Origin of the sequence: Candidatus Nanosynbacter sp. HMT-352, from assembly GCF_022819365.1 — a bacterium.
Taxonomy (GTDB): Bacteria; Patescibacteriota; Saccharimonadia; order Saccharimonadales; family Saccharimonadaceae; genus Nanosynbacter.
Genome location: NZ_CP089289.1, coordinates 146755 through 160623, shown reverse-complemented (window position 1 = coordinate 160623; position 13869 = coordinate 146755). Strand labels below are relative to the sequence as shown.

Genomic DNA, 13869 nt, shown 5'->3' with positions numbered 1-13869 from the left:
CCAGGTCCAGTATTTGAGGTAAAATTATAAAAAGAGCTACTAAAACTCTCGTATGTCTCGAATTGGACTGCGACGCACGTTGCGTATTAATGGCAATATAGCACTAAACAATCCAGTGAGAATACACGTACTTACAATAAAGATTATCTGTCGCATATCCACGGCTATAAGTCGTATCACTCTATTTGAATTAATAGAACCGAAGCTATATTGCGCCTGTGCTGTAAGCTGTGGTGCAAATTGCTTATCCAGGAGATACGCACCGATAAAGCCGATAGCAAGAGCGAGCATAGCTACTAATATAGATATAATTATCGTATATAGTATATATATCGACACGATATCAATACGATTAAAGCCAATAGCACGAAATACCGCCGTCTCATGTCTATCATCCACAATTGTACGACTGATAGTAATCCACATAATAAGCGCAGCCAATACTATAACTACCAGCATAGCATAGATCGACCACTGCTTAAATATATTCTGCATATCATCCAAAGCAACGCTATTACTAAATGCCAAATTAGATTGATATAAACGACCAATCGGCTTACAAGAATTATCATACTGGACAGTACAGCCCTGCTCATCTATAAACTTTTGCGCATCACTGGCATTTGCAAACTCAACAAAACGATGTTTATTATCCTCATTGCCCATAATATAAAGTGGCTCATACGTAAATAAATCAGCATAATCGGCTTTATTGGGTAGCTTATCGTATAGTGAGCGCGGTATAACCTGCCCAACACCTTCCGTGCGTAATACTTCAGAAATCATATCGTTAGTAGTGCGAGCCTTCTCGCGCTGCTGTTTCTGTTCTGGATTTAGCACTTCACTATCGCCAGGAGACATGCCAACCACTTTAAAAGTAATAAACTTGCTTACAGCAGTTGTTTCTTTACCAAATCTTGCATCAAACAACTCTTGGTTTGCCGCCTGCTTCTTCTCCTCTGTTGTACGTTTATCGCTTATTACAGAAGCATTTTCACATGTCGCAGGATTGGGTAGTCCATACAAAAGGCTTGGCTTTTTATAGTCCTTGTTATTTTGATTTGCTGCGATCTCTTTATTTTGCTGCAAGGTCCGCTGTATCAGCTCCAGCGAGGCGCTATTTCGGTAACACATTTTAAAACTCAAGTTAGTTATATTGTCACGGATATTTTTAAGGCGCTCAAATTTAGCCTCAGCACTCGCACTTGCCGGTAATTTTTCCAGCTTCAGTAAACGCTCAATAACATTTTGCGGCAATATTATAGGTAAACTCGACCCGTCAGGCTTCCAGCCAGCATTGTTAGGAAGCATAATATTATCTGTAATTTCAGGTGGTGCAATAACAATACTTGAGCTATTTACAGGAGGATTTTCATAATTAGCATTCACCTCCGCTTCATCTGAAGTGTCAAAGAACAACTCTTTACCATCAATAAGAGGTGCTAGCGCTGAGCCTTTTTTGACACTATAAAATTCTTCAGTAAAAAATTTAATAGCACCATATCCCTTAGCTAAACGAGAGAGTTTTGCATCGTCAAAAGCCGGCATGGCGCTATATTTCTCTTTTAGTAATTGAGCAGTAATACCGTTTTGGTCATTAATAGATAGCTGCACAGTACCGTCAGCAGACTGTGAATACGGCGGCCGATCATTGATATAGGAATATCCCAGATTAAGTCGCTTTGACTCGGTAGCTTTTTGTGAAACGAGTAGTTCATAGCGTTTTTTCGCCTCGGCAATAAGATTAGGGTCACGAATAGTCTTATAAAACCCATCGACATTTGATGGTGCGTTAGTGACACTTACGATGTAACGACTAGTCAACCCCTCTTTACGAAACGAATCAATGCCACGAAAGAGACCATTAGCAATCAGGGAAGCTGAAATAAGGACGCCGAACAACATACTCGCCAACAATACCGTAATAAATGTACGTATTTTACGAGCACGTAATTTTGTATAAGTCAACAGTACTATATCGGCTAGCCTAATCACACAATCTCCCATCTTTTAGGGCAATGACACGATCAGCCTGGGTGGCAATTTCATTATCGTGCGTAGCAATAATAATCGTTGCATGATATTGCTCTCGAATTTGCTGGAATAAACTAATAATATCGCGACTGTTGGCAGAATCCAGATTGCCAGTTGGTTCATCCGCCAGAATAATAGCCGGCCTATTGAGTAAGGCTCTAGCAATAGCAGCGCGCTGAATCTGCCCACCGGAAAGTTCATGAGGGTGGTGATTTAGTCGATCATACAGACCAACTTGTCGAGCTAATGATTCAATACGTAGCTTGCGCTCCGCCCGCCTCATGCGCTGAGGCATTGAAGCGACTTCAATATTACGGCGCAACGTCAAAAAAGGCTGCAGATAAAACGACTGGAAAACAAATCCAATTGTCTGGTTGCGAAACTTAGACAGTTGACGGTCATTCATACTGGAAACGTTTTTCCCTCCTACAACAATCTCACCAGACGTAGGCTTATCCAGTCCACCAAGTAAATGCAGTAAAGTGCTTTTACCACTGCCGCTTGGACCAACAAGAGCCACAAATTCACCTTCGTGAATGTCTACTGAAACATCATCGATAGCTCTAATTATTTGCTTGCCAACTTTATACTTCTTGATTACATTCGTAGCCCTGATAGCGATCGGTCTGGAATCAAGGTTATCAATCTTATCAGCCTGCGCAACTAGAATACCCGTATTATTACATTCCATATAAAATTACCATTAGCATTATTATAGCCGATAGCTATCCGTACGGTCAACATAACCACATAAACTAGCCTACCCATTTTCTTAATGCTAGAATATAAATATTATGCCAGAAATAGATAAATACATTATCTCAAAAATTTTGTTCTTTATTTTCGGATCAACCACTGTAATTATTTTCTTTTTATTCTATACGGGAGCATTTGTAAATATCGTTGGGTCCATAGAGGCTGCAATTACGATATATTGCATAAACACTGTCCTGCTGATACCCGTAACAATCTGGTACGCAATCGAGCGCTCACATAAACCGAAATATAAGGAGAGCGATATACTTGAAGCCTATTCTGAAATGATGTCTCAGACTGACGATGAGTCTGCCGCCAAAGAAACTACGAAGCGACAATGAAAAAAGCTCGCCACAATAAGCGAGCTATTCCAAATATTCTTTATGGTGCGATTTTACGCCCAATCTCGAACCTGTTTTGAGACAAAAGCCAAATGATTTTAGCCGTGCCGCACACCCGTGGCGCACACGCTGGCAAATCCGTTTTACTATGGGCACTTTCGCTACTTAAGCGAAATACACGAGGGCAAGCACAAAGGCATTATCTCAAAACAGTTATTTGACCGAGTGCAAACGGTTTTGGAACGGCGCGGCAAGCCAACAAGATAAGGCCGATCTGCGCGCTTAAGGCCAAATACTGCTCATTAGTTATGTTCACTCCACCTCCTCTTTATATATTTATCTACGTCACTCGAAGATTCCATACTGCTAATGTCCTGATCCTCCAGCCATAGCTCATGTAGTGAATCATGATAGTCTATAGCCAGCATTACGCCCATTTGCTTTCTTATTTCAGAAGTCACTCTATATATACGCTCTGACAAATCATCAAAATTAACGTCATTCTCTAAAGATATTGTCATATATATATTTCTGCCAAATTTATTAAATGCATCTTTATAGGAGGGTATGTTTTTCGTAATAGCTCTGCCAACCTCTATATTGCTGTTTATTCTTATTGATTTGAGTCTAACTCTACCGCCAAACTGCTTGCTAACTAGGTTAGCTATATCATTCCTAGACTCTCTTTCCCAAATACGATCTGGATAGGTATCAGAGTAAGCACTCTCGCCTTTTCTATAGTCAGCTCTATTCCACACTTCAAACCTCAGACTACTATCATCAACCGGATAAGCATCCACATACGGATCGCCCTCAACTCCAATACCGCCACCCTCAATGCGATAATTTTCTACTATAAACTCTTTCCCATACTTTTCCTTAAGGTATTGCGCCATTTTATGTTGCTCTACCAAGGCACCGCCATTGATGAGCAGGTAGATAACAGCTATTAATATAGCAACTCCAGCTATAATCCAGAATTTTGATATACGCTTTCGGGTGGATTTTAGTTTAGAGTGTACTTTTTGCACAGGAGTGTTTTTAGGCGATCTTTTACCGTCCTGGACCTTTCTAACGTTTGCGTGTTTTGTTTTTATCGCGCTACTCTTTATCATTAGATCCCTACCCTGCTACTACTATCTTAGCATCATTTTATAGTAAGCATAGGCTCCTTGCAAGATTAAAAACAAATAAAAAAGACCAGTGAGGCCTTTTGTCTGTTACATGGTGACCTTACCGGGAATCGAACCCGGATTGCCAGGATGAAAACCTGGTGTCCTAACCGTTAGACGATAAGGCCACGACTTCAGATATCATAACAAATTATTGTCGAATTGTCTATAGCAAATCAGCCACTTCTCCACCGTTATCTATTAATGTATAATATTTCCATGACAAAGCAGAAGAAAAAGCGCAATAAAAAATATTCTGGAATGGACGCGGCACCTCAGCGACCAAAAGTAACAAGGATTACAGCGACGAATCGCTCCAAATTATCTCAATGGTTTTTCGATCGAAAAAAGCTCATTCGCACCATTGGTATGGCGGTACTCGTTGTAGTTGCCTTAATCATTGTTATTTCTGGAATATTAAGCTTATTCCGTTAGCGAGCTGGCAATTTAAACCCAAAAGTACTGCCTTTTCCTTCTTCTGATTCAAAGATCATTTCGCCGTCGTGCGATAAAATAACTTTCCTCGCCAAAAATAAGCCAACGCCAGTGCCGTCTGGTCGCTTTTTTCTGGCATTTGCGCCGCGGAAGAATTTGCCAAACAAATTTGCTTGCTCTGATTTCGGTACGCCAATTCCCGAATCTTTCACTGTAAACTCAATCGCGCCATTACTATTTTTCAGAGAAATTATTACCTTTTTATGTGGATTTGAATAGTAAATGGCATTGTCAATCATATTCAGCATAACTTGACGAATCTTCTCAGAGTCAGCCGTAATCAATGGAACTTTTCTATCAATCTTTAGGTCCATTTCGACAGACCTCTGATCAGCCACAACCTTAAGCAAAGCAACTTCATCCCGAAGAATTTGAGCAATATCTATCTTCTGCTTATCGATATTAAATTTGCCAGTCTGAAGCCTAGAAACATTAAGAAAATCATTTATCAACCTCACCATACGCTCACTCGAAGAAAACGCTTCTCTAAGAACCGCACGCTGCGTCGGCGTAATCTTCCCCAGATCGCCCTCTAGCATCATATCCAGATAACCCTTAATACTAGTCAACGGCGTTCTTAATTGATGTGAAGCCATAGAAATAAACTCATTCTTCGCCTCGTCCAGTCGCTGAAGCTGCCGATTGCTGAACCTCAACTCTTTCGTCGCCTCGTCAATTTTACGCTGTAAACTCTTGTTCAACTCATTTATCTCCTCCAGAGACAAAGAATTTCGAATCGACACCGCCAGTTCCCCAGCAATCGACTCCAGCATTTCAATATCACGAGAACTATAGCCCAAACTTTTATGCTCGCCCAGAAATAGAATTCCCGTTTCTTGATTTTGATGCAGCAGTGGCATAACAATTTTCGTGCGATGAATGTCCAAAAGTTTCTTCAGTTCTGGATCTTTTACTTGATTTGCCAAAATAACTTCCGGAAAACTACAATTCTTATAATAGTAATCCATAATCCTATGAACGTCTTCCTCGACAACAGATATTCGTCGCCGACCCGCTCGACCATATATTCCTTTTTCTGGAATACAAAACGCCACTTTTTCTGCCTTAAGAGAAGTCGCTATATAATTGCCAACACGTCGAGTTAGCAATTGCAGATCCGCCGTATAGGTTAATATTTTACTAATCTCACGCGTAAATGTATCGGCATCATATTCTCCGTAATAAAAAACCCTATCAGTAAATTTATCAAATATTTTCTTCACCGGTTGATATACGACAGCCAAAACCATAGCCAAAATCATATTCATAAGATTTACGTGGCTATCAACCGTCAGGCTACGCTGAAAAACCAGAATTGAAATAACATATGCGGAAATCACATAGACGACAGCCAGCGCAATTAATAGCAACATATACGAAACGCTGCGAGCCACCGCCATTTTTACGTCCATCAATCGGTATCTGACAATGCTATACATAATTGCGAATAAGAAAATAATCGTAGCAATTGGACCAATCCATATATATCGATAATCACCAAGCGCCGGAAGAAACAGATCCACTACAAAGCCAGGAATGCTACATATCAACAGACCAATCATGTAAATCGCGACTTGCTTGCGTCGAACAGGATCTGACTTGCGCCACGCTATATGCCCAAAACACATAGAAATTAAGAAGAATACCGAGAAAAAAGTTGCAAAAATAACATAGTTAACTGCATGAATCGGAATTCGAGAAAAATCTACTGGCGTGACGATTTCTGATGTATTAATAATAAATTCAGGCACCAAAATAATATATAGCGAAAAAATCGTTATTAGTATACTAGATGCGCAAATAAAACTCTTTGTCGATTTTGTCGATGGAAGGAACGACTTTGTAGTGAAAATAGCCAACGCAGGACAAAAAACAGCCGAAGCTACATAAAACCATCTGGACGCAGTGTCTAATACTACTCCATTGTCCGCCAGAGAAAACACCTCAAGCCCAGCTGACCACACGGCCAAACATAGACAAACCAGAAAAAACCAATGCTTCGCATCGTGGCGTCGCTTTGACTTTTTAAGTACAAGCACACCCAAAATTAGCGCCATCAACGCAACCAATCCTAGTACTAACGCTCGTACCATCATACTAATGCTTATTATAGCATTTTATTCTACGTTTCAATCGCAAAAACTGTGTAAACGCCGCTCGCAGTAACTGTAGCTTCAATAGATTCTTTTGGTATGCCAGATTTTTGGAGCAATTTAAAGCCTTCTTTAATTGAACGCATCCTAACTTTTGGAACCCACCCCATTAGTCCATGCAAAAATTCTTTTTGTGGGCGATTTACGTTCATATTGCCAGTGATCATTAGTCCACCGGTTCGTAAAAATTTCAATGATTCTCGTGTCAATTGCTTATAAACGCCATCCGGCAAATATTCTCGCAAGCCAGAATCTTCCGCAATATCCAGCTTACGATTGCCCAAAACTCCCTCCAAACTCAAAGGCTTGCCAAGCTTGCTGAATAATCGCTCGCAATGAACTTCAATCTTATCTTCCAAATTCCATTTCTTAGCCAAGCTTTGCGCTGCCGCTAGAGACAACGGATCTTGATCTAGCAGGATAACCGTGGGTGCCTCACCCGTTTCGTCCTTAAGTTTTTTCAGCATCTTCAAAGTCGCCAGTCCCGTTCCGCAGCCAAAACTCATCACCAACATATCGTCAATTGAACGATTCTCTTTTTCTGCCACTTTCTTCAAATGATCAATCGACAAGCCGTTCACTGTTTCCACTCGCTCACGGATACCAAGCGAATCCGCGCAATGCCGAATGACATTAGAAAACTTCTCCGTCACCGGCGCCTGGATAAACTCTCTGACTTCACTAATTCTCTTCTCTACTTCTTCAATAGCTGTCGCTTTATCTACGCCGTTGTTGATTTTATCTTGAATTATAACTTCTGTCAGCAGCAAGCCATTAATCTTCTCATCAAATACCGACTCATCCAGCGGACCACTCATGCTCGAATATTCACCTTTTGACAATATTTTGTCATTTTTACCAAAAACGCTTAAGCCCTTAGCTTCAGAAATTGTCAAAAATGTCAGTGCGGAACCTCGCTGATTATGCCACGGCTGCGAATCAGTTTGATCCTTGCCATACAATAACTTGTCGCGAAAAATCTCCAGATAAGCATCTACAATATTACTCCATTTATTTTCTCTTACAAAAGGAATCTTTTCCAGGACACTCGCAAGTGCTACTGCCGCCAAATTTATATGGATAATATCTTTACGAACCTCTTTTAACTTTACATCGCCTTGTTCCAGATAATTGTATACGCTCCGAATTTTATCTGGATTATTGTATGCAGGATCGGTCTTTTCTCCAATTTTAACCCTGCATCCCTCACCCCTAAGATCCGCAATTTCCTTATTTAATTTTTCATTAGCTTCATGATCAACTCCATTAAGAAAATCACCCGCTTCTGCAATACACCGTTCGTTCCTAAAGTTTTCCATGCCAAAAATTATAACATAGTTTATATGATATACTTAGAGCATGATAAAAATCGCTATCATTGAAGACGACCCAACTATCAGCCAAATGTACCGAATGAAGTTCGAATCGGACGGATTTGACGTTCGCTTGGCCGCCAACGGACAAATTGGCATAGAAGTAGTCGAGAAGTTCCAACCAGACATTATTTTACTAGATTTACAAATGCCAGAAATGGACGGCGCGGAGGCTTTGAAGCGAATTAGGTCTAAAGATTGGGGAAAAACAATTCCCGTTATCGTCCTTACCAACCTCGGCGAAGAAGAAGCTCCGCACGATTTGAAGAAATTAGGAATTCATGGCTATATCGTAAAAGCGAATCTCACGCCACGCCAAGTTGTCGAACAGGTCAAGACTGCCATAAAAGCCGCTTAATTTTTTGATTGATTCGCAATTTTTAGACAAGCCGTAATTACATTATCAAACAGCGCAGAAACCGTTAATGGACCAACGCCACCCTTTTTTGGTGTAATAATTACATCATTACGCTGACGCGCTTCTTCGGACACGTCGCCAACAATTTTTCCATTTTCCGAAGCAGTTCCCGCATCAATAACAACTGCCTTAGGTTTAATCATTTGGCTTTTAATCAGTCCCGGGACTCCAGTTGCTGACACGATAATATCGTAATTTATCAATTGAGATAAATTGTCACCTTTTTCAAAAACCGTCACATCGACACCAGACTTTAGCCACATCTTCTCAAGAGGCGCACCAACCAAACGGCCTCGCCCGACAATTGCGACTTTTTTTCCCTTCAAGTCAACACCATATCCAGCCAGCAGCCAGCTAATAGCCGTTGGTGTGGCCGCTTGAAAAATCGCCCTCTTGCGCAGACCATCAACGTCTTTATCTTCTCGAATACTCTCGAGTAATTCCTCAGTCTGCTCAGAATTACTAATCGGCAATTGCAGAATTATTCCTTGAACGTCGTCTCGATTGTTCAATTCTTGAATCACCTCCAAAGCACCGCCCGCAGGGACTCGATGAATCTCCACGTCAATCAAAATATCAGCGCCATATCTCTGTTTCAAACGCATGTACGTTTCAATAACTGGATTTTCGACATCAGTAACAATTGCCAAACGAGGATTAATATGCCAAGCCTGCCTTAAAGCTCGCACCTGTTTCGCCTGGCGCTCCTTGATAAATCCAGCTAATTCTGAGCCATTTAGTTCTCTCATTGTCATTAAGTATAGCAATTTTACCATCTTGAGTACAGATATAGTGTGTGCTATAATTTGAGAGACTTGGTTCATGGCGGATGTAGCTCAGCTGGTTAGAGCGCTGGATTGTGGCTCCGGAGGCCGTGGGTTCGAACCCCATCATTCGCCCCAAGTTTTACGACAATTTATTCACACCGATAAATTATTTTCAATAAAACGGTAGACATTTTTATTAATTGTTGTATAATGAAACCATGGGCCAGTAGCTCAGCTGGTTAGAGCACCTGCCTCTTAAGCAGGGTGTCGAGGGTTCGAGCCCCTCCTGGCCCTCCAAAAAATAACCTCACATTGAAGTGAGGATTTTTTATTTATCCAAATGGATTATATCCGCGAGAAGGCGGCTCACGAAAAGTAGTTCGATTAGCATTAAACGATTGACGAGAATTGTTCACGTCTGACGGAACGTTGTTATTTTGTAGACCATTGACTCGTCGATTCCCGCCAGATAAACCAGCACCATCAGGATTATCGTTAGCGACTCTCGACCGAGGCGCTATGCCTATTTCCGTACCAAATCGTCTTCGATTGTCAGAATTATTGGCAGATATCGAAGATCCATATCCCTTAATATATCGGCGCTCCGAATTCACGCTACGATTAGCGGTTAGCATTCTGCCCGTATCCCCATACGCTCTAGAGCTGTTGTCGCTCAACGTATTCATACGGCCATATAGCCTTTCCATCATTTCCCGCGTCATTTGCGGCTTTTTGTTCGCATCCATATATCCCCCATTAGTTATATGAAATGGCGCCCCGAGTAGGATTCGAACCTACGACCTTAGGCTTAGAAGTCCTCTGCTCTATCCAACTGAGCTATCAGGGCGTATTCACATTATAACATCTTTCTGCTACAATAGTAAAAGCTTGCGGGTGTAGTACAGCGGTTAGTATGCAAGTTTTCCAAACTTGAGATGGGAGTTCGATTCTCCCCACCCGCACCAAGTTAGACAATTTCAATCCATAAAGGGCATCGATGGATCCATATATTTATACAGAAAAGCCAAAATACCAACCGCATGACATTGAAGATGCGTCCGAATTTTATGATGTAATTGAACGAAGCAGCTTAACGCATCAATTGTCCGAAAACCGACCATATGTCTATTGGACAATGGAAATTTATGATAAGTCCAATGGCATTAAAGGTGGCGGCGGGCTTGGAGTTTTAGCGGCGGACACGCGACGTGTAGCTGAAAAATTGGAAGTTCCATTCGTAGTAGTGACGCCGTTTTATCGTAGCGAATCACACCAGAAAATCACCAACCTCGCGCAAGAAGAGTTTTCAGAATCCGTTTCACCTCAAGATTACGGATTTGAATATATTGACGAAGTTTTCGTAAGTTCAAACGGATTCCCAGATGCAAGCTTAAGCATTTTCAAGAAGACGCTCGGTTCAACGCAATTTGTTACAATTTCAGAACCGAACTTTGGACAATTGTACGAAGGCGACGGATCTGGCGACCATAGATTATACCAAGAAGTAGCGCTGGGATTTGGCGGCTATAAAGCATTAAAACTCCTCGGTATTAAGCCGGCTGTTATTCAACTTAATGAGACTGCAACGATTTTTGCTGCGTTGGCACGACTAGACGAGCTGTGCGCTAACGGAATGAATTTATACGAGGCCATCGTTTACGTTCGCAAGCACACACTTTACACGAACCACACGCTTCTTCAAGCGGCCGAACCGGAATTTCATCGTGCGCAATTTGAAAAATTAGTTCTGCCAAATATAAAGAGCAACGCCGTACGTTGCTGGCTAATGGAGCAATTCCGTAATGACAGACTGAGGCCGAATCTTTTGGCAATTGAGCTTACTGAAGCAAAGAATGGCGTAAGTAAACTACACGCCCGTGTAGCAAATTTCCGCGACCGCAACAACGACAAAGTCAAATTTCAAGCCATTACCAATGGAATAGATCTTGAAACGTGGGTGCTGCCTGAAACGTTGCAAACATATCGCAATCACGGCATTATTGATAAATTTGGATTGCCCACAAATGATTTTTCTGAAAAATTAGACTCGCTGAGTAGCGCGGATTTGAGGTATTTGAAAAAGCTCGGTCGAAAGGAATTGAATCGAGTCCTATTGAATCGCCAAGATCAGTACGGAAAATCCATACAAATCCCAGAAAATGCAATATTATTCGACTTCAAGCGAAGATTCGCCAATTACAAACGACCTTATATGCCGTTTGAAAACCCAGATTCATTGCGCCAAATTCTCATTAGCCACAACGCGCATTATATTCTGACAGGAAAAGTTCACCAAGGCGACGTGACAATGTATCAGAAATTGCTCGAGGTATTAAAATTGATCGACAACGATCCAGTCCTCAAGGAGCGTGTTCATTACATACAAGATTACGACGAAGAGTTGGGACGAGCGTTGGCAATCGGTTCGGATGCCTCGATAAACATTCCTATTGTCGGATTAGAAGCGTGCGGTACTTCATGGGAGAAAGACGTCGCCAATTTGAAACTCCTCATCTCCACCAGCGACGGCGGTGTTGCCGACGTCCAGCCAATTGCCTGCCTCGAGGTTACCGGTAGAAACTACGAAGCCGAAGTTTCATCCCTGTACGTTAATATGCACAAAGCTGCCGCTATTTTGAAAAATGACCAATTGCTAGAAAAGCATATCCGCCACCAATTAAGCAACTATTTGCCAATTATTTCTGGCGCCCGAATGATGAAAGATTATCTCAAATTTATTTTTCCAAAACCGCAAATCCAACCTAAAAAAGAACCGCAGATCAAGCGAATTCCTATTCAATAATCACTTCAATCTCAGCACCTAGCGAATTTAAGCGCGCCGCCAATTCCTCGTATCCGCGATTAATCGAATATACATCGCGCAAAATTGATATGCCTGGAGCGGCAAGCATTGCCAAAAGTATCACAACGGACGGACGGAGCGCTGGCGGAGCAACAACGTCAGCCGGCTTCCACCTTGTTGGACCAGTGATATAAACACGGTGTGGATCAACCAGCTCAATTTGAGCATTAAGCTTACTCAGCTCTGTAAAGTAAATTGCTCGGTTTTCGTAACTCCAGTCGTGAACCAACGTGCGCCCCTCGGCCACCGTCGCGATAAGCCCCAAGAACGGCAAATTGTCCATATTGATTCCAGGAAACGGCAAGGCGTGAAGTTTATCCTTGGCAGCCTGGAGTTTGGAGCGTTGCAATTTAATATCAACCAAACGAGTTTGCCCGTTATTAGCAAAATACTCCTTGCTGAGTTCAAATTTAAGACCCATTTCCGCCAATGTCGCTAGTTCAATTTCCAAGAATTCAATCGGCGCACGACGAACGGTAATTTCCGAATCCGTCACTGCAGCCGCCGCAATAAAACTCATCGCTTCAATCGGATCTTCGCTCGGATAATAGTCCAGATTTTTACTAATTCGTTTACGACCCGTAATTTTCAAGGTTGTCGTACCAATTCCCTCAATTTTCACACCCAATTTTTTCAAGAAGAAACAGACGTCTTGAACCATATAATTTGGGCTAGCATTGCGGATGATGGTAGTGTTTGGTGACAACGCCGCAGCCATAATTATATTTTCCGTCACCGTATCGCCGCGCTCCGTCAACAAAATCGTTCGATCACCAGAATTGACATCAGTTTTTGCGTGATAATAATCAGTTTCCGCCGTAACGTTCATTCCAAAATGCCTCAAACCACTAAGATGCGGCTCGACCGTGCGCTTCCCTAAATTACAGCCGCCAGCAAACGGCAATTTGAAATCGTCATATTGATGCAGTAGCGGACCAAGGAACATAATTACCGTCCTAGTTCTCTTCGCCGCAGCAATATCCATATCTTCAAGCTTCAAGCGCGCTGGCGGCACGATCTCAAGATCACTACCGTCCAACCAGCGAGTTTTAACACCAATCGAGTTCAGAACCTCGATAATTCGATTAACCTCCTCAATTCGCGCCACTTTCCTGAGCGTCGTTTTCCCCTTATTCAACAAACTCGCACAGAGAAGGCCCACTGCGGCGTTCTTGCTAGTCTTAACTTGTATCTCACCAGACAATTTTTTGCCGCCAGTTACCTTAAAATTCATTTTTCCGGAATGATTTACAGTCACAATATTGTTATTAAGCACTTCACTAATTCGAGCAATCATCTCAATGCTAATATTCTGACCCCCGTTTTCAATGCGGTTAATAGCACTTTGCGACGTGCCAATCGCCTCAGCTAATTGCGTCTGTGTTAAACCTTGCTTTTGACGATTTTCAGCGATTAAATTGCCAATTTTTTGAAGATACTTGTCTTTTATCATGCGTAAATTATATCACTAATGATATATATAAGCAATGATATAAT

13 protein-coding genes and 5 tRNA genes are annotated in these 13869 nt (G+C 41.8%); 8 read left to right on the top strand and 10 right to left on the bottom strand.

The features are described 5' to 3' along the window. Nucleotides 1-39: 39 nt before the first annotated feature. Nucleotides 40-1995, bottom strand: a complete 1956-nt coding sequence (locus tag LRM49_RS00875) for an ABC transporter permease (RefSeq protein WP_243777996.1) — start codon at nt 1993-1995, stop codon at nt 40-42. After that, a complete protein-coding gene (locus tag LRM49_RS00870; protein ID WP_243777995.1) occupies nt 1988-2725 on the bottom strand; it encodes an ABC transporter ATP-binding protein in 738 nt (245 codons plus the stop codon). Before LRM49_RS00870 ends, LRM49_RS00875 begins: the two co-directional genes overlap by 8 nt. A gap of 103 nt (nt 2726-2828) precedes the next feature. Between LRM49_RS00870 and LRM49_RS00865 the strand changes: the two genes are divergently transcribed. Then, nucleotides 2829-3131, top strand: coding sequence for a hypothetical protein (locus tag LRM49_RS00865; RefSeq protein ID WP_243777994.1), 303 nt, complete (start codon nt 2829-2831; stop codon nt 3129-3131). Nucleotides 3132-3248: 117 nt separating this feature from the next. Beyond that, nucleotides 3249-3398: a recombinase family protein gene (locus tag LRM49_RS03900; RefSeq protein ID WP_129744933.1), complete on the top strand. Its 150-nt coding sequence runs from the start codon at nt 3249-3251 to the stop codon at nt 3396-3398. A gap of 35 nt (nt 3399-3433) precedes the next feature. Here LRM49_RS03900 and LRM49_RS00860 read toward each other — a convergent pair whose 3' ends face one another. Together LRM49_RS00860 and LRM49_RS00855 are read right to left on the bottom strand one after the other, a co-directional pair. After that, nucleotides 3434-4246, bottom strand: coding sequence for a hypothetical protein (locus LRM49_RS00860; RefSeq protein ID WP_243777993.1), 813 nt, complete (start codon nt 4244-4246; stop codon nt 3434-3436). A gap of 110 nt (nt 4247-4356) precedes the next feature. Then, nucleotides 4357-4431 (bottom strand) — tRNA-Glu (locus tag LRM49_RS00855). 91 nt (nt 4432-4522) lie between these two features. Between LRM49_RS00855 and LRM49_RS00850 the strand changes: the two genes are divergently transcribed. Continuing rightward, nucleotides 4523-4738 carry a hypothetical protein gene (locus LRM49_RS00850; RefSeq protein ID WP_129637400.1) on the top strand — a complete coding sequence of 72 codons (216 nt, stop codon included), beginning with the start codon at nt 4523-4525 and terminating at the stop codon, nt 4736-4738. Here LRM49_RS00850 and LRM49_RS00845 read toward each other — a convergent pair. Further along, nucleotides 4735-6894, bottom strand: a complete 2160-nt coding sequence (locus tag LRM49_RS00845) for a sensor histidine kinase (RefSeq protein WP_243777992.1) — start codon at nt 6892-6894, stop codon at nt 4735-4737. The two genes, LRM49_RS00850 and LRM49_RS00845, sit on opposite strands and share 4 nt — an antisense overlap. Before the next feature lie 26 nt (nt 6895-6920). Further along, complete coding sequence (locus LRM49_RS00840) at nt 6921-8270, bottom strand: class I SAM-dependent methyltransferase (RefSeq protein ID WP_243777991.1); 1350 nt, start codon at nt 8268-8270, stop codon at nt 6921-6923. A gap of 40 nt (nt 8271-8310) precedes the next feature. On the opposite strand from LRM49_RS00840, the gene LRM49_RS00835 reads away from it, so the two are divergent. Next, nucleotides 8311-8682, top strand: a complete 372-nt coding sequence (locus tag LRM49_RS00835; protein WP_243777990.1) for a response regulator — start codon at nt 8311-8313, stop codon at nt 8680-8682. On the opposite strand, the gene LRM49_RS00830 is transcribed toward LRM49_RS00835, so the two are convergent. Then, nucleotides 8679-9491, bottom strand: coding sequence for a bifunctional 5,10-methylenetetrahydrofolate dehydrogenase/5,10-methenyltetrahydrofolate cyclohydrolase (locus LRM49_RS00830; protein ID WP_243777989.1), 813 nt, complete (start codon nt 9489-9491; stop codon nt 8679-8681). The genes LRM49_RS00835 and LRM49_RS00830 overlap by 4 nt on opposite strands. A gap of 76 nt (nt 9492-9567) precedes the next feature. Here LRM49_RS00830 and LRM49_RS00825 point away from each other — a divergent pair. Together LRM49_RS00825 and LRM49_RS00820 are read left to right on the top strand one after the other, a co-directional pair. Beyond that, a tRNA-His gene (locus tag LRM49_RS00825) sits at nt 9568-9644 on the top strand. An 85-nt stretch (nt 9645-9729) separates the two neighbouring features. Next, a tRNA-Lys gene (locus tag LRM49_RS00820) sits at nt 9730-9806 on the top strand. A gap of 35 nt (nt 9807-9841) precedes the next feature. Here the strand turns inward: LRM49_RS00820 and LRM49_RS00815 are convergent. Continuing rightward, nucleotides 9842-10255 carry a hypothetical protein gene (locus tag LRM49_RS00815; RefSeq protein ID WP_129744481.1) on the bottom strand — a complete coding sequence of 138 codons (414 nt, stop codon included), beginning with the start codon at nt 10253-10255 and terminating at the stop codon, nt 9842-9844. A gap of 24 nt (nt 10256-10279) precedes the next feature. Beyond that, a tRNA-Arg gene (locus LRM49_RS00810) sits at nt 10280-10356 on the bottom strand. 43 nt (nt 10357-10399) lie between these two features. Between LRM49_RS00810 and LRM49_RS00805 the strand changes: the two genes are divergently transcribed. After that, a tRNA-Gly gene (locus LRM49_RS00805) sits at nt 10400-10474 on the top strand. Nucleotides 10475-10506: 32 nt separating this feature from the next. Further along, nucleotides 10507-12312 carry a glycogen/starch/alpha-glucan phosphorylase gene (locus tag LRM49_RS00800; protein WP_243777988.1) on the top strand — a complete coding sequence of 602 codons (1806 nt, stop codon included), beginning with the start codon at nt 10507-10509 and terminating at the stop codon, nt 12310-12312. Here LRM49_RS00800 and LRM49_RS00795 read toward each other — a convergent pair. Then, entirely contained in the window at nt 12302-13822 is a 1521-nt protein-coding gene (locus LRM49_RS00795; RefSeq protein WP_445082942.1) for a helix-turn-helix domain-containing protein, read from the bottom strand. The genes LRM49_RS00800 and LRM49_RS00795 overlap by 11 nt on opposite strands. Nucleotides 13823-13869: the final 47 nt, after the last annotated feature.